A 17,670-nucleotide genomic window follows, 5' to 3' on the forward strand; every position below is an offset into this window, starting at 1 on the left:
CTATCTGGTTTGTCCTATCTACGTCAGAAAAGACCTTTACTGACACCTCTCCGTTAGTTTTATCGAGAGACAAGTTAATGAAATAACGGTCGCTCCCAATCCCTAACGCAGCTCCGGAGTTTGTCGTATTACCATTTGTTATTTCACGCAACTTGATAGACTTACCACCAGCACCTCCGAGGTCTCCCTGGTCAATGCCGATATAGTAATCAGATTTTTGTCTGGCTTTTGCGTCCGTTGACCACCCAGTTACCCACGAACTTGGATCACCATAATTAGTAACAGCAAAGCTATATTGCACTCTTTCCGGAGTCGAATTTACATAGTATGCGCTATCATCCTCATGTTGAATTTCGTTAATATTTAGAGTATCTCGATTAACAGGAGAATACACATTTTCACCATTCCTGTTTGTAGGGGTTCTAACGTCGAATTTAGAGCTTGATGAAGATGATTTAGAAACACTAATTTCCCCCAAATAAGCGTCTAAATAACCTGCACTCGATACGCTTCCACTTTTTTGTTGTACTGCATATAGATATTGGTATGACACATTACCAATATACGCTTCTGATGTTCCAATCAGGTCCGTGCGTTCACTATCATTGTAGGCGGAAGCAACCACTTTGTCCTTTGTTTGATTTATCTCAAGAGAAAAGTAAACATTTGCCCGGTTTGGGATATCAATTTCTGCACCTCGATTTATATTAGCTCCGTCAGTTTCGGAACGGGCTATAAATGTGTTCTCCAATCTAACGCCAGCGGATTGGTCAACATTTGACCACGAACCCTTGGTTTCAGATACACCAACTACAAAATTACTATGGTCTGCATGATTGTAGTAATTATATGTGAAATTAATAGTGTAATCATCATTTTTTGGCATTTGGACAGATGAGTTGGTTGACAGTAGCACATCGTCACCGCCAGTAGCGCCATGAACGATGACACTACTTTTATTATGAACGCTGAAATGATTATTTCCGTCACCACTCTCCTTAAACTTAGATAGGTCTATCCCGGTTTCAGATGAATAATTTTTAGTTTTCAGTGTTAGGTCACTGACGTCCCCATCCATATTTCCGTTATCTTGCCCATTTGACCCCTGACCCATTGCCGCATAGAGATAATCATACGAAACAGTAGGGTCATAATTTGCGGAGACAGATCCTATAACGTTTGTTTTACCTGAATCACTATAGACAGTCAAAACAGCAGTACCGTTATCACGATATGTTTCCATATCAGTATAATATCTATTGCCGCTGGTTAGAGAAATCGCTGAAGATTGAGATCGTCCATTCCGGTCCCATGTTCGCAAAATAATCTGATCACCGGCCAATCTCGCCACAGCGCCGTAGTTGACCCCCGACTCGGTAGTATCTCCTTGAGCGGCCCAACCAACATCAAAGGCGGCATTATCGGTATAATTGTCCACTTTGAAATTATATGAGAGAGTCGCGTTGCGTTTGATACCTGGCCCAACATCGTTGTAGACACGCCCGGTATCATCACCGTCAAGATTCGTGAAGCTAAGCGTTGACGAATTTTCAATCTGATAAACGCTGTTAGGATCCGATTCACTAAATTTAGTCAAATCAATATTGCTAGTTGTTTCAGCATTCGCAAGACCGATCAAACCGATATTTGAGGGAGCCAGTATCGCGGTGAATGGTGAGCCGATTGTAGCCATGACGACCAGTATCGCAATCCCCGAAGCAACAGTAGGTTGTCGGGTTACTCGCTTCCGCAAGAGCCAAAAAATCGCCGGAGCGGACACGATGACCGCCAAGACTAGAATTGACTCCCATGAGACGGTTGTCAGAGTTTGGGCCACCCAAATATCATTTACAGTATTGAGGATACCCAAACCTGCAAGCGTCCACATCCCGGCACGGGCGACGCTCTTGTAGCCCCAATTGGCGACACGCCAGAAGACGATGAACGCACTGACCGTCACGACCGGGATCAGCGCACCGACGCCGACCCAACCGACTGCGTCAATGAGCATGGCAGTAACAGGATTTCGTTCGACCGCAGTACCGTACACCTGAAACGTAATCGCGAACGGGATGGCTGACCCCAGCAGCGCCAACAGGAAGGCCATGCGCCGCTCGTGAGTGGAGAATGTCTCTGTCATTGTAAATTCACAATCTGCGAAAGTTGCGAATCGTGCTTTCAATCCTGTTCGCGCTCTCTGACGACGCGGATGAACTGCGCCAGGGCGTCGTGGGAGTTGTACTGCGGGTCGTGCCAGAAGCGGTCGAGGAGTTGTTCGTACTCCTCGATATGCGTGAGTCGAATCCCACGCTCTGAGAGGTAGTTCGCCGCGGCAGTCCGGTAGGTCTCGTAGTCGACTTCTGGTAGGCCCGTGCTGGTCGACTCGCCCCAGTTGATGTAGCCCGTCTCCGGGTTCCAGCGCCGACGGTGGCGGTGCTGGCGGTACTCGACGTAGCCGTGTGGCGTCTCGTGTTGTTTCGGGAGGTAGAATTCGGGGTCGGAGAGTTCGTCGCCGGTCTTCGCGCAGATCGGCGCGACGAACTCGGCGATGTGCTGGAACGCGATGTACTCGGCCGGGTCGGTGCCTTCGATCTCGTCGTGGCCGTTGGTGTCATCCTGGCCGGCGTCCAGCTCGCCCCAGAAGTCCTCCCGGCAGTGTCGATCCGGGTCGGTGACGGTCGCGAGTGTCTCTGTGGTGCTCATGGATGGGGGACAGAAGCGTGGCTAATCGGTACCCATCGCGGCGTTCCCAGACGCGCGCCGGCCAGCCACGAGCCGTGCATCCAGAGCGCCGGTGTATCCAGTGTGGGCCGCCCCGACAGGCCGTTAGTGTAGACCAGTGTCCGCACGCTTCTTAAATACTATAGACACTCTGATATTTGTGAGAGATTACTTCCAGCGGTCTCTACGCTCTCTCGAAGAGATGTACCTGCCGCAGGGAACATTTATACTAGATTGCCGAGAATACATAGGCATGGCTCACCGTCTGCCCGGTAGGATGAACAAAATTCGCGAACGCGGCGGGTCGATGGTCTACACGATCCCGCGCAGTATTGTCGACGAACTGGAACTTGAAGCAGGCGAAGAACCCGAAGTTGTCGAGTGGGACGACGACGAGCGCGAAGTGACGCTCTCCTTTTAGCTGCGCTCGTTAGTCTGTCGAAAGTGATTGAAAAGTGGTGCTCAGTTAGGCTTCTTGTGAGGCTATCTCACTGGACTGGTCGTCCTTCTCCCAGACGACTGAGAGGTCCCAGCCTGATGTGACGTTAACACTCATGTAATCTCCAGAGGAGATTTCATTCCCGCTTACGGATATATCAGCTAATACACTGCCTGTATTGGCGCTGTCTGTCCAGTTGACTCCATTTGATCCGTCTGGTGAACCGACATAATTACCAGCACTGTTATTGAAGCTACCACGAGTCACTAAGGTGGCTGGATCGATTGTGTCGCCACTCTGGTGGGCTATTTTGATCGTGACCCCGTCGTCGGTATTGATTTCTTCAAACTCAAACTGCGCACTTGGCGCGGCCTCGCTTGGGCCGAGCCCGAGCACGAACGACGCGATGACCGCAGCCAGGATCACAGTGATGGCGACCATCAGTATCACACCGATCACTGGACTGACTGCCCTATCTTCTCCGCTATGCAACTCCCGGATTGTTTCGCGTAATCTCATTGTATCAACCGTCCCTCGGCAACGGTGCATAACGGAGCGATGCCGAGGCTCGCCCCGGGGGTTTCTCCTGCACTCGACTTGATGTGACAAGTCGATGCGTCGGGAACCCCAACGTACGCCCCGCGACTCGAACACGGGTCTCGCCACCTGGTGCGCATAGTGCAAACTCCTTGTCGCATTGGTATATATGTTTGCCGACTTGTTATCAGATGCGAAAACGTGAATGGCAGTTACAGAGCCAGAAAAAGCCTCTCTCAGGCCCATTTTCAGATATTGGAGATAAACCATCCTAGAGGTTTATATCGGATGTCGACCAGAACCTGCAAAATTTGATAGCAGGCCTCATCGGTGACAGAGTTCGGGTGGTCGGTCGAGAACGCGTGCGGCGTGGGGTGTGAGGAGGAATGTCGTCCCGTCGCCGCGCACGCTCCCTGGCACAGCCCACTCGATCAGGTCTTTGAGCTGCTGTCTGAACGCCGCGTCCCGCTGTTCCGCGAGTTGTACTGCAAGTCGCGTCTCCTTGGGTGGGTTTGTACCACGCAACCATACGTATGTTCGCAGGAATTCCATCCGGACATCTGCTGGCGCTTCATCCAAATACGAAGGTAGTGCGAAGTCTCGCTCAGCGTTTTTCGTGCCGACGGGTCCACCCAGCGCGGCCAGAAACCGTCCGAGAATCACGCCATCGACACCCGGCCGGAGGTCTGTCGCGCGACCCTCGCTGTCTACATTCTCTATGTCGATATCGGTGATACCCGCGCGTTTCAGCGCCGTGTAGGCGCATCGCATTGTCTCTTCCTCGACCGTGAACATGGGGGCGTACGTCTCCGTAGCGATTGAGCCGCCAGCAAATATCCACGCGACGAGAATATTGAATCCTTCAAACTGTTCGTCGTTCCACGAGAGATCGAGCCAGCCGTAGTCTTCTGCAGTCTGAATCGCGCGCACGGGGTCGGGGCGACTGTCCGATTCCATCCATGGACGAATGCGGCTGCGCGGCAGGTCCAGTGCGGACGCGACAGCTGCCGATCCTTTGTTCGGGTGCTCGGCTGTGTATTCGAGCACACGCTGGTACTCTTGGACGCGGCCCCACGGGTCGTCGTAGCGACCGCCCGCGTAGGTTGCAGCAAGGTGCTTCGAAATCTCTATCCTATCGTCGATCGGCATAAAAACCGCCTCAAAACAGTGTTAATCAGCCGCCGTACTCGTATTCGCGCAGGGTTGCCGAGTCCGTTCCTGCATCATTCTCCCAGATAATTCGAACTGTATCTCCGGAACTGACGCTATCGTTCGTTGTGTATGTGTCACCGGCGGATATCGTCCCACCACCCCAGTTATTCGCATCGTCAACGAAGGTTCCGTAGGTGACATTTATGTTGGCTGCGTCGAGGGTTGCACCACCAGTGTGGGTGATATCGATATTATTTCCATTCTCGACAAAATCAAAACTTGCCTGCGGCGCTGTATCGCTCACCTGGTCACCGAGACCGAGGACGAATGTTGCGATGACGGCTGCCAGAATGACGGTGATTGCGACCATCAATATCACGCCAATCACTGGACTGACTGCACCATCGTCGTTGCGAAGTTGTTGTAGCTTCATGGTTTCTCACGGACACACAGCGCATACGAGATGGGCCACAACTGCTAAGATAGTGGCCCGTGTTATTTGGACTTGCACACAGGATGGGTGCCATCCCAACCTGATGTCCTTCTCGTGATACTGCGTGTTCCTAGCCACGTGTAGACCATCACCTCATATAACAGTAAGGTCTTATTACCAGGTTTGATAGTTCGAAAACGTATATTTCGCACTCAGTTTCATAAATAAATAAGACGTTAACAGGTGAAAACCACTTTCACTCTGCTTGGCTCGCACTTACTTGTCTCTTATTGGAACGCTTTGAGTATGATAACTGACGCCCGAGCGCTCCGCCCGGAATACATCCCACGTGACCTGTACCACCGTGATGGACAGAAAGACGCACTGGCCTCGTGGCTCGATCCACTCACCCATGGTCGCTCGGGCGAGAACGCGTTTATTTTCGGCCCGACTGGGTCAGGAAAGACCACGCTGGCGAAGTACATCGCAAAGAAACTGCGAAACAGACGTTCGACGTGCGCTGGGGCCTGGCGAACTGTATGTCGGATCCGACGCCTGCAGCGACGCTCGCCGAGATCGTGCGGGAGACCGACCTGGGGACGCAGCGCCCCGACGGCACCCCCCGCGCTCACTACATCCGGTTGCTCCGTGAGGCAGACTCGCAGATTCTTGCCATCATCGACGAGGTGAACGCGCTGACCGACCTCGCCCTGCTGCATGCGCTGTACGATGTCCCGGGCGTGACGCTGGTCTGCATCTGTGTCGACGAGGATTCGTTGTTCTCAGCCCCGGATATCAACTCGGAGACGCGGAGTCGGCTGCGGACGTTCCGAACGATGCATCTTGACCCGTATTCGCATGACGAGCTGGTCGACATCCTCGATTACCGTGTCGAATATGGGTTGATGCGCGACCGCGTCGCCGATGACGCGATTGACTACATTGCCGACCTTGCCGTCGGTAACGCTCGGACAGCGATTGCGTTACTCCGGCGGGCGGCCGAGGCGGCCAGTGCGGACGAGTGTCCCATTACGTCCGGGCTCGTCGACGACGTCCAGGAAGAGGCGCTGGCCGACGTGCGCGACCGCCATATTCGGTCGCTGGGGACGCACCAGCGCGCGATATTCGAAATTATTCGCGAAGCGGGGAGTTCGGGCATCCGAGCGACAGACCTTCACGGCCGGTACGCAAGCCGCGTCCAGGAGCCACGCGGCCAGAGTATGCGTCGGCGGTACCTCAACAGCCTCGAACGCTACGGCCTCATCGAACAGGCTGGAACCGGACGTGGGACACGCTACTGTGTCTTGCAAATCGAAGAAGCGTGAATCCGTGAATCGCCTGACAGCAGTGGAAGCGTGAATTTCCGTGAATCGGCGCTACGGGTTGTTTTCCTTTCTCTGAGTAGCTCTCCGGGCGAAATCGTGATTATCCGTGAATTTGCGCGGGAACCCTTTTACAAGGCCGGCGGTCGCTCCGGGTATGGCCTCTGTAGACCAGGCCTCCGCCGCGCGGTCGACGAGCAGGTACATGAACGGCGAGCAGTATCGCATCAGCGTCCAGGACGAGTATCGGCACCCAGAGTTCGACGCCCGCATCGACGTAATCCGCGTAGCTACTGACGAAGTCTGGACCTTTGACGTCAGCAACGGTGTCGCGCACCTGCAGACGACGAACGCCGGCTCCGGGCTGACCTCACTGCCAGAGTTACCAGAGTGGGTCGACCAGCTCGTGCGTGAACTCGACATCGAGGAGGTGGCGGTGCCGTGAATGGGCTATCTGATGCCCGAGGGTCATTCCTAGGAAGGTTTCGGGATGCTGTTTGGGCACCCCATCGTAACCAGCGACAGAGACTCTCAAAAAATATTGGCTCCCAAAGCGTTATACAAACATCAGGTCTAGTCAGTGCGTGCCCTGGGGGCCGAAATTGTGGATCGTCAGCTCGAACGCGGCTTACTCTTAGAACGGAACGATTGCGAGGTGATGTCAATCAGGGAAATCTGACACCGCGTCGGCTTCTATCTGTAGAACAGTCAGGAGCTTTCGGATTCTCCCTGAAGATATGCTTCGCCGTCTGGTGTAATTCGATAGTAGCCCCTCTTCACACGTTCTACCATCCCTTTATCAACAAGTTTGGAAAGACGACGATTGACTTCATCTCTGGATTTGTCGATGTTGATAGCGATTACCGCGGGCGACAGTATAATACCTGTCTCAGACAACAGCTCAAGGATTCTGTCGTCAATGGGCAACTGCATCCACCCCGGTGGTTGACGTGTGGAAGCCACTTTTTACCTTATTCAACGCCCGGTAACTTATCAGGTTCCAATAACGAATACGTGTGGTTAACCACATGGATTGATGTGAAGATTTATTATTCAGTCTCATTAATCCATGTGATACAGATCGACGCGACACTCCGAAGGGTGTCTCTACCCGGCGACACGCCGCAAAAACTCGCTGGGTGCGACACCGTGTCCCTACCACGGGTGTCGCGTCGGTCGGATCTCCGACCCATGGAAGACAACGACGCGCGACCGTTTCAAGGTTCGCACCGGCACGCGGTATCGACCGACGATCACCCAGTTCTCACCGAGATCCACTCATGAGTACCGACACCACCACGACCGACAGTACCGATACCACGACCACCTGGACGGACCTGTCCGCGTTCCAGCGCGACACGCTCGCCGTCCTGCAGGAGATCGACCACGAGGATGCCACGAGCTACGGGCTCGAAATCAAGCGCCGGCTCGAAGACCTCTACGGCGAAGAGGTCAACCACGGCCGGCTGTACCCGAACCTCGATCAACTCGTTCAGGCCGACCTGGTCGAAAAGAGCGACCTCGACGAGCGCACGAATCGCTACGCGTTGACTCACGCCGGGAAGCGCCTGCTCGAAGTGCAGGCCGAACATCTCGCGACGCTGACCGACATCTGCCAAGCCGAGGTCGTCGCCGACGGCGGGCAGGAGTTCGTCCCGGTACACTTCATCGCCTACGAGGACGACGCCGACTTGGAGATTGATGACAGCGGCGAGGATCCGACCGTCGCGAACCACGACGAGCTGGTCAACAGCGGCCAGACGTTCGGCGAGATCCGCATGATGTCCCGCGAGCACGCGGAGGAGTACGACCTCGATGTCGTCACCCAGGACGACGCGCTCTGGTGCGACGAGGTTGCAGACCTGGATATCGGCGAGGCCGTCCGGGTCGACGACCTGCGCGAGGAGGGCGCCGTCTCATGAATCCCGCCGACAGACTGCGCGAGGCCCGCAAACAGTGCGCCCTCGCGGCCGACGCCGAGGAGATGACTGAGATGCAACGCGAGACGGCTGGCCATCTGGCGGGCATCCTCGACCAGCTGGCCGGCAGCGTCGATGCGGTCCAGGAGGGGGCGGTCGTCCGGGCCGACGGTGGCCAGCCAGTGTGTGATTTCTGTGGCGACGACCACGAGACGCTGGCCGCTGCTTTGCGATGCTGTACCGAGCGGTTCCTTCCTGACGGCGAGAGTGTTCGCGCCGACGGCGGGCAGCAGGAGCTAGACGAGCCAGCTATCGTTCCAGAGCCAGTTGCAGCAGACGAAGAAGTCGACGACGAGGACTGTGCGTACGAAGTCTGTGACTCTGCTGCAGACTATCGCGTGCAGTTGGAGAACGACTACCTCTTCTACTGCTGCCAGGAGTGTTCGCGCCGTAATCGCGTCTACGCGAGGGAGAACGACTTGCTGGAGAACAAGGTGCAGCCATGAGCCAGTCCAAAGGCGGCCACCCTGGCGCACCTCAGGCGGGCTCGGTCGTCCGCAACTATGCGGACCTCCTCAACTGGTTGCCTGACCCGCCGGAGACGTTTTTCATGGCCGATGTGCCAGAGGACTACGTTGGGACGATTCGCTCACTGTCCCACGACAGTGTCATCGCCAAGGAGGGCTGGGAGGCCTACGACGGTGAATCGATGCCGACCGAGAACAGCCGGCGTGTCTGGAAGGTCGAATCCTGGGCCAGCGAGCGCGCGGCTGAGATCGTCGCGAACCGCGACGCGATCTGTCCGTGCGGCCACGCCGGCGTCCAGAACTGCGGCGACCACTACGCCTGTAGTTTCGAAGCCTGCGACCAGGCGTTCGAGCGTGACGAGCTGGAGGTGGATAGATGACGAGCCAGCAGGACCGCACGGACGGAGCGGTCGACTGGCCGGCACAATTCGAACGGACGCCCGCGTCACAACGCGTCCACACCTCGAAGTTCGGCGTTACGTTCCACGAGGCACTTCGGCGCATCGAGACGGAACTACTGGATCGCGTCGGCGCTGATGATTGGCGCGTCTCGACGGCCGCTCCCCACCGGAAACAGGACGGGATGCCGTATGCGAACGCCAACCCGTCGGATCCAGCGGTCGTGGTCCGGTGGTCGAAAGATGGCCAGCAATTCGCCGTCGCCTGCGATCACTACACGGACTGGCGGGACAACGCCCGGGCGATTGGGCTGTACATTCGTGAGAAGCGCAAGATGTCTGACCGGCCGGTGACGACCGGGCAGTCCGAGTTCGCGACGGCGCGGCTGCCCAGCGGCAACGAAGAAGCCATCGTCGCCGACGCGCCGGCCGACCAGCCAGCGCCGCACGAGGTCCTCGATGTCACGCCGGACGCTCCCGAAGACGTCGTCGAGGCGGCCTACCGTCAGAAGACGAAGACTGCCCACCCCGACCAGGGCGGCAGCGCCGAGGAACTGAAGCGCGTCCGCCAGGCGAAGGAAGCGATGTTGGACGGAGGGGAGCGATGAGTGATGGCCGCGATCTCTCCCCACGCGAGGCAGCGGAGCGCTGGCTTGATCGTCGACGACCAGACGTTCGCGACTCCACGCTGTCGACGCTGTGGTACCGCCTCAAACTGTTCGTCGAGTACTGCGAGCGAGAAGGGTTCGACTCCATTCGTGACATCGACGGATGGGACATTGACGAGTATCAGCTGCATCGCCATCAGAACGCCAAACCTCTCACGCTTAACAAGGAACTCGGGACGCTCCGGCAGTGGCTGGAGTACTGTGTCTCGATTGGAGTCGTCGACGAGGCTGTCCCGACGGCTGTTGAGATACCCGATGTCGATCCAGCAGACCGCAGTGACGACACGATGCTGCCGCCAGAGCGTGGCGAGGCGTTACTCTCGTGGTATCGCGATAGTCCCCAGCGCGCGAGTCGCCCACACGCTCTCCTGGAAATCTTCTGGACCGTCGGCTGTCGGTCGGGGGCGCTACGGAGTCTCGATGTGCGAGATTTCAACGCCGACGAACAGTGGCTCCGATTCGAGCACCGGCCGGAGACCGGCACCGAGCTCAAGAAGGGTCGTCGTGGCGAGCGCTACGTCGGGTTGCTCGACGAGCCGACGGCCGTCCTTGCCGAGTTCCTGGATCGCGAGCGGATGGACATCTCCGACAGGTACGGCCGCTCGCCGCTCATCCCCAGCGAGGCAGGGCGACCGGCGACTAGTACTATCCGCGATTGGTGCTACTTGGCGACGGTCCCCTGCAAGCACGGCCCCTGCCCGCACGAGAACGACCCGGCCTCCTGTGAGTATCTGTCGTACGTCACGGCAAGCGGATGTCCGTCAAGTCGGTCGCCCCACCAGGTGCGGACAGGCTCGATTACATGGCAGCTCTCCCGTGGCGTCCCGATTGAGGTCATTGCAGATCGGGTCAACTCCAGCCCAGATACCATCGAAGAACACTACGACAAGGAAGATCCGCGGCGCGAACTCGAAGTGCGCCGCCGCGGCCACCTCGACGCACTTTCACTTGACGATGACACCAGAACGCACGAGTAACGACAGTGGTATCGGTCCAAAACCAGGGGACGGCGATAGGTTCGTAGCCGAAATCTGCCCGAACCCATCCTACCTTAAGGGATTCCGGCAACAACATCCGGAAGTCACTTCTCAAATCGCGGGGGTGAGCCGCTGTGTCTAAGCAACAGCGGCAGTTCGACCCCGATTCCTTACCGAACCCCCGCTGTTTGTACTGTGGTGAGTCGTTCGATCCAGACGACCAACCGCAGTGTCCAGCGCGCGCTGAGGGGGTGTGCCGCCCATGATCGTCGGCGGCCCGCTCCCCGCGTGTCACGAGACGATCGACAACCACGACGACTGGCGCGCGGCGAAAGATACCGATCTTGACCAGCGTGGTCCCTGCCGCTACTGCTTCCCCGAGTGCGAGACTACTGGGGATATCGACGCGCCGCTGTCGCAGTTGGTGACCGCAGACTCCCGCTCGGGCCGCGTGGTTCACATCGACGCCGACCACGGCGACCCGACCTACGACCCACCCATCAGACAGTCGTCGCTGGCCGCCCAGCTCGCCGCTGAGGACTTCGGACCGGAAGATATCGGGCTCGACCCGGTCGCGGGAGGTGACGTCTGATGCCGAGTGAGTGGCCCGTTGAGCGAGATGATCACGCGTACAAGCCACTCCCAGAGAGCTGGCTCGACCACCCAGCCGCGGAGGACCCTTCGAAGCGAGGGCCGCGCTGTCTGGCCGTCAGCTGTGAGATCAAGGAGGGGCGCATCATCCGCGTCCGCTACGGTCACCTCGTCAGCGCGAACGTCGTCGAGACGGTTGGACCCGCGGTCGCGAATCCAGATGGGGAGGGCTACGTGCCGAAGGGGCTGGTCGACGGCACGGGCTGGCCCCGGTCGTACGTGCCATCGCCGGGTGTCGACCTGGACGAGTTGCGGACCTGCGAGCGCCGACATCTCGTCGACCTCTGGCGCGATCGGTTGGACTTCGCCTTCGAGTACGAGCGCGAGGTCCTCGACGAGGATCCGGAAGCACGTCTGGTCGCTGATGGCGGACTACCAGTTGATGAGACTGCTCGATGCGAGGATTGCGGCGTCTCCAACCGCGAAGAAGCCTTGCGAGCGATTCAGGTGTGCGATGGTGGTCGGGAGTTGTTGTGCTCTTCGTGCTTCGAGGACGCGCTTGCTGACGGTCGCGTGTCCCGAGACGACGAGCGGCTGAAGACCGATGGCGGCCAGGTTGCACTCTCACGCAACCCCGACGTGCGGGAAGTGGCACAGTTGGAGCATGACGAGTACAAGCCCACGTGTCCCGATTGCGGACGCTATGTCGGGCACTCGAAGAGCGGCGGCAAACCGCTTCCGGGAATCGTTCCAGAATGTTTCGGATGGGAGTGTCAGGACTGCAATCTGACCTTCCCGTCCAACTGTGCAGGCCGGAACGCTCCCGGGTTCAACGACAGCATGGCCGGTCTGAAAGTCAAGTTTCGCGACGGGAAGGCTCGATGGGTTCCAGTTCCAGAGCGGTATATCGGACCTGACGTTGACGACCACGGAGGTGACCAGGCGTGAGTCGCTCGCGAGATCCCCTCGCAGAGCCGAAAGCCATCGGCGAGGACGTCGAGGCACTCGTCATAGACGCCGTCGACGGCCTACAGGCCGCGGGCAACGCCGAGGCGTTCTACGACGCCGTCGCGACGGACGTGATCGGCCCGCGGACCGCCCCAACTGTGTCCTTTGGCGGCATCCCGCTGGTCGACGCCGACACGCTAGTCGAGATCAAGGCCTGCAAGCGCCACGTCAGCAACGGCGCGCGCGGAAACCGGCCTGGGCGGTGGCTGATTCCCGTCGACCAGCTCGACGCAATGGTCTCCGAGAGCGGCGTGTTCCTGCTGGCTGTCTACGAGGAGCACGAGGACGCGAAGCGCCTCGTCGAGATGGTGATCGTCCCAGCGACCCTCCTGGAAGAACACCTGCGCGATAGCTGGTACGAGGTCGACCGCCACGAGCAGGAAGTGGCGCAATTGCCCTGGCCCGAACTCGTCGGTCGGGGGTGACCGGCGATGGCAGGTGAGGGCCAGACCCGGGCAACCCGCAGTCACACGCACGAGCGAAGCGCGGAACTTCGCGAGAAGATCGGCGAAGACCCCGCTCGCTTCCTCGACCGGCCGCTGTTCGACAGTGGCTCGCAGTATAACACGGAGCCGGGCTGGTTCATCCAGAAGCGCATCGAGGGCATCGACTCCAAGCGCGTCATCAACTTCTGGCTCCAGATCGAGCACCAACTCGACCGCGGGCCGCGCGAGAAGATCGTCGAGATGCTGGAGCGCCGGGCGTCGCGCCTGGACGAAATCGGCGAGCGCCCCGACCGCCTGGAAGAGCGCGACGGTCGGGACCGGCCGCCCGGTGAGTGGTACATCGTTCGCGATGGCGAAGCGAAACCCTGGGACGAGGTCGACCGGAACGCGGCCGGCGCTGGCGTGTCTGGAACTTCTCGGGCTCTCGCGACCGACGGAGGTGAGGGCGATGTCTGAGATATCTATCGATTACCGACGGGCCCTACGTAACGCGTGTTCATGCACGGGTAGGAATACCGCCCCTCCTGAGTTTCCGCCAGACCCATCGTCGTCGTCATCCCCACCTTCATCTCCGTCGTGGGTAAGTAGTTGGAAAACCGCAACAACAGCCGTTACGGTACCACTGAAAGCCGCTACAACTTCTGGAGTTATTGCTACCTCCATAGTCCTGGCCGGATCTTCTTCCGGCATAAGCGTAGGGGGTGCCTCAAACCAGACCACTCAAACTGCCGAATTTGCGGGGTATAGTCTGAGGCGAACCACCGCAAACAACCACGGAAACGCGATACTCGGGAGTAGAGAGTCTCATAGAACCACATCTGCTATCTTAGCGCTACTTAGCGCACGACGACGGAGGTGGTTCAATTGACTGGTTGTATCACGCGGAACCCTGGCGAGTGTACCACCTGCGGAGCGGAGCCGAATCCAGCAGGAAACGACTGTTGGGAGTGCCCCAATTGTGGGCTGACTGGCTGCGGTATCAGCGGGTGCGAGCACGGAGGTGAGTCACGTGAGTAGTCTCCCCGACTCGTTGTCGGAACTCTCGCGGGTCTGCATCGAGTGTGGCGACCGCGTCGACGAGCAGTATCTCGACAGCGAGGGCCGCTGTGTGGGCTGTCGCTACGGAGGTGAGCGCTGATGGTCGAGCGGACCTACGAGGGCCAGCCGCTCGACGGTACCTACCAGCACATCACCGAGCGCCCGGTGCAGTCGCCCGACGACCAGGAGGACGACGCCGACGACGTCGAGGCTGGTGAGACGGTCTACGCCACGGATCCCGAGCCAGACGGTGAGCAGACCGTCGAGAACGTGCCGATGCCGGGTGATCGGCCCGATGTCGAGGGCCAGAGCACGTTCGAGGACTGGAGGTGGTCCGCGTGACGCGCGAGGACAAGCTCTGCCCACGCCCTCGCGAGCACGCCCTTCCTGGCGGTGACCTCGCCGTCTCGAGTCACTGGGTCTGGGGCGTCCGCGGCGCAACGACGGTTGCGGCGGCGGACAAGCCCTTGTACCGATTGCTGCTGGACATCCTCGCCGACGAGCATGTTCCCGATCTCATGTCGGCGCATCTCGCCTCCGAGTGCGACGATCTGGTCGATGTTCGCCAGACGGTGGTCGACATCGATCGCGGTGTCGTGGGTGCTGACGGCCACGGCTATGGGATGTCGTTTTGCTTCAGAGTCCGGGACGCAATCGACGAATACCGTGACCGCGACCCACTCACGCTGGGCGCAGTCGGCTGCTCCGGCTCGAAGTACGAGGACGACCAGCCGATCCCCGCGAAAGCGCGGTACAAGGGTGCCTACTGGACGAACAAGCGCAGGTACGGAGAGACGTGCGCCGACGAGTGGCGCATCATCTCTGCCGAGCACGCGGTCCTCGACCCGGCGACGCCGATCGAGCATTACGAGAAGACGCCCAGCGACCTGCGAGGGATTCCCGTTGACTCGGACCAGCGCCTTCCGTCCGGAGACGACGTGACGACGCTCCTCGACAGGTGGGCGCTGGACGTCCACGAGGGGCTGTCAACGTGGTTGTCGAACGTTGCTAGTGGTGTCGATCCCCGAGACGTAGAGTTAGAAGTGCTCCTCGGTCGGGACTACCGCAAGCCGCTGGAGGACCGTCATGTCTTCGACGCACTCCTTATACCCGGCGAGCTGTCGGTGTCGTTCCCATTCCAAGATGTTGCGCAAGCCCAGGGTGGGATGTTCGAGCAGATCGACTGGATGGGCGACGAGGTCGATGCTGCGACCGAGGCTGTCACTGACGGAGGTGAGTCGCCATGACGGCGAAGTACAGCACCGGCTCGGACGACGACCACGTCCGGCGCTGGGACCGTGACCGGCTCTACACGCTGGCGCAGTGGTCGAGCAAGCCCTTCGTCGGCCACCGTCACCGTCACGAGACCGTTGACCACCGCATCGTCATCGCCTACACGCACGGGGTTGGCGTCGACGTCCGTCACGAGGTCCGCTCGAAGGACTCCGCGAAGTTTCCCGACGAGTGGGCCACTGTCGAGAGTATCGAGGTGCGTGACTACGGCGCCCAGCACACCAGGAAGCCGGAGATGAGGTGGTTAGAGTGAGCCTCGACCAGCCAGACGCCGACGTCGCCTATCGGACGGCGGCTCGCCACGACTACCGGCGCCAGGAGGCTGTCGACACCACGACGGAGACCATGCCTGCGCCGGCTCGCCACGGCGCGAACGGTACCTTCACCCTCGAAGATCTCGAGCGGGACGCCGATGAACTTCGCCGGAAGTGGGGCCTTGACGATGATCGGCCGCTGCCCAACGGGAGTGCCTACCAGCACGCACGCGCTGCCTGGCTGGCGACGGACGATATCGTCGAGTACGACGACAAGGAGTATCGCGTGCTCTCCCGGGACTTCGAGCATCCCCACGACGACGAGGACGGTCGCTTCGCCGTCACGCTCGTGAGTTCGCCGTGGCGAGCTGGTCGCGAGATCGGTGGCGAGTACCGCGCGTTCTACAAGTACGACCTCACGTTGCGGCCAGTCGACGACGACGGCGCGATCCGCTGGGGATCGACACCGGATCGCTCGTTCTCGGTCAAGATCCGCCCGCAGCGGGAGGACCTCATCCAGAAGGACGGTTCCTCGTTCGATATCCCGTACAGCGAAGGATCATTCCTGACTGTCCAGGCGACGTGGCTGGAGGATATCACCGAAGCCATCGCTCTCGCGACGAAGTTCCTGGGCGGAGCGCTGGGCTACCAGTTGAAAGTTGACGATATCTGCCAGGACTCGGCACGCTTCACCAAGGCCGAAGTGCATCAGCGCATCGAGCGCGTGAAAGAGCAACACGTCGTCCAGACGATCCGCCAGTCTGCGGATCTGCTGGCTGCCCACGAGGCCGACCTGGATACGCGCGGGAAGTACGAGGACGGCAAGTGGATGGAGTGCTGGCTGCAGACCGACGCCTGGGAGAAGCTCGGGTTCCCGGCGCTGGACGCCCAGCTCTCCATCAAGGTCTACTATCCCGACCACCCCGAGAAGTTGGAGTATCCGATGGATCAGCCGAAGGTCGAGGTCGCGCTGGAGGGCAAAGAACGCGTCTACGACGAGGAGCAGAACCAGCGTGTCCGCCGTGCGATTCCGATGAACCGCTGGAACGAGGTGATGGCTGTCCTGGAGGAGGTCCTGCTGACGCACCTCTCGTGGGCCGACGTTCGCGAGGACCATCTCGTCGCCGACGACTACAGTGACGGCCCCGACGCGCCACCGATTGCCTTTCAGAAGCCCGAGGGTCGCCGCGAGTGGCTGCAGCGCCATTACGAGAGTCTCGTGCCGCCGTTGTACCGGCAGGCGACGAGTCACCGAACGGACCTGGTGTACGACATCCTCGCGGCGCTTCGTGACGCGCCCGATGATGCTGCCGGGATGACTTACGACCAGCTGGTCGAGCAGACAGGCGCGGCGTATCGGACCGTGCGCAAGCACGTGCGCCGGCTGTGTGAGGCTGGCCCGGCTCGCGGCCCTGGAATCCTCGAACGCGAGCGCGGCGCCGTGACGCTGGTTAGCTGGTCGAGTCGCTTCCTTGAGGAACTCGGCCAGGACGTCCTCGACGAGATCAACCCTGGCGACCAGCCCGAAGATCGTCGCGACCGTGCCGAGGAGCGTCGCGAACGTCGCGAGCAGCGGCAGGCCGACCAGGAGGACGTCGACCGCGCCGAGTCGGTCGCTGCTGGTGAGGACGAGTCCACTGGTGGCGACGCCGGCGACGGCTCCTCGACGTGGCGCTACTTCGGAGACGTCGACCTCCGTCCCGACCAGCTCGCTCGCGCGCTCGACCAGGAGTATCTCGACCACGACGAAGTCCGCGTTCGCGTCGACAACAGTCCGCTGTTCGCGACCGGGCCGCCAGGGTAGCCCGCCGTCTCCGGCCGGTTCGCCGGGTCGGTAGCTCCTGCCATCGCACTCGCTTCTTCTTTTCAGTCCGTTCCTGTAGTCAACATATACTATCTAGATACCTTCAATAACTATTCTTATACAATTCGCTTTCACTCGGGTGT

At 59.4% G+C, this 17,670-nt stretch carries 22 protein-coding genes and 1 pseudogene; 18 read left to right on the plus strand and 5 right to left on the minus strand.

What is annotated here, in order from left to right:
* Positions 1–2,178: 2,178 nt before the first annotated feature.
* A complete protein-coding gene (locus tag WDJ57_RS21175; RefSeq protein ID WP_338904329.1) occupies positions 2,179–2,703 on the minus strand; it encodes a hypothetical protein in 525 nt (174 codons plus the stop codon).
* A gap of 295 nt (positions 2,704–2,998) precedes the next feature.
* Between WDJ57_RS21175 and WDJ57_RS21180 the strand changes: the two genes are divergently transcribed.
* Positions 2,999–3,142: a hypothetical protein gene (locus WDJ57_RS21180; protein ID WP_338904328.1), complete on the plus strand. Its 144-nt coding sequence runs from the start codon at positions 2,999–3,001 to the stop codon at positions 3,140–3,142.
* Positions 3,143–3,187: 45 nt separating this feature from the next.
* Here the strand turns inward: WDJ57_RS21180 and WDJ57_RS21185 are convergent, their stop codons facing one another.
* The 3 genes from WDJ57_RS21185 to WDJ57_RS21195 all read right to left on the minus strand — a co-directional run bounded on the left by WDJ57_RS21185 (position 3,188) and on the right by WDJ57_RS21195 (position 5,282).
* Entirely contained in the window at positions 3,188–3,679 is a 492-nt protein-coding gene (locus WDJ57_RS21185) for a type IV pilin N-terminal domain-containing protein (protein WP_338904327.1), read from the minus strand.
* A 342-nt stretch (positions 3,680–4,021) separates the two neighbouring features.
* Positions 4,022–4,846, minus strand: coding sequence for a hypothetical protein (locus tag WDJ57_RS21190; RefSeq protein ID WP_338904326.1), 825 nt, complete (start codon positions 4,844–4,846; stop codon positions 4,022–4,024).
* 25 nt (positions 4,847–4,871) lie between these two features.
* Positions 4,872–5,282 carry a type IV pilin N-terminal domain-containing protein gene (locus tag WDJ57_RS21195; protein ID WP_338904325.1) on the minus strand — a complete coding sequence of 137 codons (411 nt, stop codon included), beginning with the start codon at positions 5,280–5,282 and terminating at the stop codon, positions 4,872–4,874.
* Between the two features lie 306 nt (positions 5,283–5,588).
* Between WDJ57_RS21195 and WDJ57_RS21705 the strand changes: the two are divergent.
* The 3 genes and pseudogenes from WDJ57_RS21705 to WDJ57_RS21205 form a co-directional block, all read left to right on the plus strand.
* Positions 5,589–5,765 (plus strand): annotated as a pseudogene (locus WDJ57_RS21705) (orc1/cdc6 family replication initiation protein); the annotation flags it as partial.
* A 56-nt stretch (positions 5,766–5,821) separates the two neighbouring features.
* Positions 5,822–6,607: an orc1/cdc6 family replication initiation protein gene (locus WDJ57_RS21200; RefSeq protein ID WP_338906511.1), complete on the plus strand. Its 786-nt coding sequence runs from the start codon at positions 5,822–5,824 to the stop codon at positions 6,605–6,607.
* Between the two features lie 154 nt (positions 6,608–6,761).
* Entirely contained in the window at positions 6,762–7,049 is a 288-nt protein-coding gene (locus WDJ57_RS21205) for a hypothetical protein (RefSeq protein ID WP_338904322.1), read from the plus strand.
* 263 nt (positions 7,050–7,312) lie between these two features.
* Here the strand turns inward: WDJ57_RS21205 and WDJ57_RS21210 are convergent, their stop codons facing one another.
* Entirely contained in the window at positions 7,313–7,537 is a 225-nt protein-coding gene (locus tag WDJ57_RS21210; protein ID WP_338904320.1) for a type IV toxin-antitoxin system AbiEi family antitoxin domain-containing protein, read from the minus strand.
* Between the two features lie 347 nt (positions 7,538–7,884).
* On the opposite strand from WDJ57_RS21210, the gene WDJ57_RS21215 reads away from it, so the two are divergent.
* The 14 genes from WDJ57_RS21215 to WDJ57_RS21280 all read left to right on the plus strand — a co-directional run bounded on the left by WDJ57_RS21215 (position 7,885) and on the right by WDJ57_RS21280 (position 17,527).
* Positions 7,885–8,526: a PadR family transcriptional regulator gene (locus tag WDJ57_RS21215; RefSeq protein ID WP_338906497.1), complete on the plus strand. Its 642-nt coding sequence runs from the start codon at positions 7,885–7,887 to the stop codon at positions 8,524–8,526.
* The gene (locus WDJ57_RS21220; RefSeq protein WP_338906512.1) at positions 8,523–9,029 is read left to right on the plus strand and encodes a hypothetical protein; all 507 of its coding nucleotides are present in this window, start codon (positions 8,523–8,525) and stop codon (positions 9,027–9,029) included. The genes WDJ57_RS21215 and WDJ57_RS21220 overlap by 4 nt, the downstream gene beginning before the upstream one ends.
* The gene (locus WDJ57_RS21225; RefSeq protein ID WP_338904316.1) at positions 9,026–9,430 is read left to right on the plus strand and encodes a hypothetical protein; all 405 of its coding nucleotides are present in this window, start codon (positions 9,026–9,028) and stop codon (positions 9,428–9,430) included. The genes WDJ57_RS21220 and WDJ57_RS21225 overlap by 4 nt, the downstream gene beginning before the upstream one ends.
* Positions 9,427–10,056 (plus strand): J domain-containing protein, encoded by a 630-nt coding sequence (locus WDJ57_RS21230; protein WP_338904315.1) that lies wholly within the window; start codon positions 9,427–9,429, stop codon positions 10,054–10,056. The genes WDJ57_RS21225 and WDJ57_RS21230 overlap by 4 nt, the downstream gene beginning before the upstream one ends.
* Positions 10,053–11,093, plus strand: a complete 1,041-nt coding sequence (locus WDJ57_RS21235; RefSeq protein WP_338906500.1) for a tyrosine-type recombinase/integrase — start codon at positions 10,053–10,055, stop codon at positions 11,091–11,093. Before WDJ57_RS21230 ends, WDJ57_RS21235 begins: the two co-directional genes overlap by 4 nt.
* A 253-nt stretch (positions 11,094–11,346) precedes the next feature.
* Positions 11,347–11,685: a hypothetical protein gene (locus tag WDJ57_RS21240; RefSeq protein ID WP_338904405.1), complete on the plus strand. Its 339-nt coding sequence runs from the start codon at positions 11,347–11,349 to the stop codon at positions 11,683–11,685.
* Positions 11,685–12,632 (plus strand): hypothetical protein, encoded by a 948-nt coding sequence (locus WDJ57_RS21245; RefSeq protein ID WP_338904403.1) that lies wholly within the window; start codon positions 11,685–11,687, stop codon positions 12,630–12,632. The genes WDJ57_RS21240 and WDJ57_RS21245 overlap by 1 nt, the downstream gene beginning before the upstream one ends.
* The gene (locus WDJ57_RS21250) at positions 12,629–13,117 is read left to right on the plus strand and encodes a hypothetical protein (RefSeq protein ID WP_338904402.1); all 489 of its coding nucleotides are present in this window, start codon (positions 12,629–12,631) and stop codon (positions 13,115–13,117) included. Before WDJ57_RS21245 ends, WDJ57_RS21250 begins: the two co-directional genes overlap by 4 nt.
* Before the next feature lie 6 nt (positions 13,118–13,123).
* Positions 13,124–13,594 carry a hypothetical protein gene (locus WDJ57_RS21255; RefSeq protein WP_338904401.1) on the plus strand — a complete coding sequence of 157 codons (471 nt, stop codon included), beginning with the start codon at positions 13,124–13,126 and terminating at the stop codon, positions 13,592–13,594.
* 553 nt (positions 13,595–14,147) lie between these two features.
* Complete coding sequence (locus tag WDJ57_RS21260) at positions 14,148–14,276, plus strand: hypothetical protein (protein ID WP_338904399.1); 129 nt, start codon at positions 14,148–14,150, stop codon at positions 14,274–14,276.
* A complete protein-coding gene (locus WDJ57_RS21265) occupies positions 14,276–14,518 on the plus strand; it encodes a hypothetical protein (RefSeq protein WP_338904397.1) in 243 nt (80 codons plus the stop codon). Before WDJ57_RS21260 ends, WDJ57_RS21265 begins: the two co-directional genes overlap by 1 nt.
* On the plus strand, positions 14,515–15,423 hold the full coding sequence (locus WDJ57_RS21270; RefSeq protein WP_338904395.1) for a DUF6884 domain-containing protein: 909 nt from the start codon (positions 14,515–14,517) through the stop codon (positions 15,421–15,423). The genes WDJ57_RS21265 and WDJ57_RS21270 overlap by 4 nt, the downstream gene beginning before the upstream one ends.
* Positions 15,420–15,722: a hypothetical protein gene (locus WDJ57_RS21275; RefSeq protein WP_338904394.1), complete on the plus strand. Its 303-nt coding sequence runs from the start codon at positions 15,420–15,422 to the stop codon at positions 15,720–15,722. The genes WDJ57_RS21270 and WDJ57_RS21275 overlap by 4 nt, the downstream gene beginning before the upstream one ends.
* Positions 15,719–17,527, plus strand: a complete 1,809-nt coding sequence (locus tag WDJ57_RS21280; RefSeq protein WP_338904392.1) for a winged helix-turn-helix domain-containing protein — start codon at positions 15,719–15,721, stop codon at positions 17,525–17,527. Before WDJ57_RS21275 ends, WDJ57_RS21280 begins: the two co-directional genes overlap by 4 nt.
* Positions 17,528–17,670: the final 143 nt, after the last annotated feature.

It is taken from the genome of Salinibaculum sp. SYNS191 (assembly GCF_037338445.1).
Taxonomy (GTDB): Archaea; Halobacteriota; Halobacteria; order Halobacteriales; family Haloarculaceae; genus Salinibaculum; species Salinibaculum marinum.

Bases quoted from the DNA above. Each gene is read 5' to 3' on its own strand.
- WDJ57_RS21255 (WP_338904401.1), top strand. From the start codon at position 13,124: ATGGCAGGTGAGGGCCAGACCCGGGCAACCCGCAGTCACACGCACGAG.
- WDJ57_RS21185 (WP_338904327.1), bottom strand. From the start codon at position 3,679: ATGAGATTACGCGAAACAATCCGGGAGTTGCATAGCGGAGAAGATAGG.
- WDJ57_RS21190 (WP_338904326.1), bottom strand. From the start codon at position 4,846: ATGCCGATCGACGATAGGATAGAGATTTCGAAGCACCTTGCTGCAACC.
- WDJ57_RS21210 (WP_338904320.1), bottom strand. From the start codon at position 7,537: ATGCAGTTGCCCATTGACGACAGAATCCTTGAGCTGTTGTCTGAGACA.
- WDJ57_RS21215 (WP_338906497.1), top strand. From the start codon at position 7,885: ATGAGTACCGACACCACCACGACCGACAGTACCGATACCACGACCACC.
- WDJ57_RS21235 (WP_338906500.1), top strand. From the start codon at position 10,053: ATGAGTGATGGCCGCGATCTCTCCCCACGCGAGGCAGCGGAGCGCTGG.
- WDJ57_RS21180 (WP_338904328.1), top strand. From the start codon at position 2,999: ATGAACAAAATTCGCGAACGCGGCGGGTCGATGGTCTACACGATCCCG.
- WDJ57_RS21195 (WP_338904325.1), bottom strand. From the start codon at position 5,282: ATGAAGCTACAACAACTTCGCAACGACGATGGTGCAGTCAGTCCAGTG.
- WDJ57_RS21230 (WP_338904315.1), top strand. From the start codon at position 9,427: ATGACGAGCCAGCAGGACCGCACGGACGGAGCGGTCGACTGGCCGGCA.
- WDJ57_RS21275 (WP_338904394.1), top strand. From the start codon at position 15,420: ATGACGGCGAAGTACAGCACCGGCTCGGACGACGACCACGTCCGGCGC.
- WDJ57_RS21175 (WP_338904329.1), bottom strand. From the start codon at position 2,703: ATGAGCACCACAGAGACACTCGCGACCGTCACCGACCCGGATCGACAC.
- WDJ57_RS21200 (WP_338906511.1), top strand. From the start codon at position 5,822: ATGTCGGATCCGACGCCTGCAGCGACGCTCGCCGAGATCGTGCGGGAG.
- WDJ57_RS21245 (WP_338904403.1), top strand. From the start codon at position 11,685: ATGCCGAGTGAGTGGCCCGTTGAGCGAGATGATCACGCGTACAAGCCA.
- WDJ57_RS21265 (WP_338904397.1), top strand. From the start codon at position 14,276: ATGGTCGAGCGGACCTACGAGGGCCAGCCGCTCGACGGTACCTACCAG.
- WDJ57_RS21220 (WP_338906512.1), top strand. From the start codon at position 8,523: ATGAATCCCGCCGACAGACTGCGCGAGGCCCGCAAACAGTGCGCCCTC.
- WDJ57_RS21205 (WP_338904322.1), top strand. From the start codon at position 6,762: ATGGCCTCTGTAGACCAGGCCTCCGCCGCGCGGTCGACGAGCAGGTAC.
- WDJ57_RS21225 (WP_338904316.1), top strand. From the start codon at position 9,026: ATGAGCCAGTCCAAAGGCGGCCACCCTGGCGCACCTCAGGCGGGCTCG.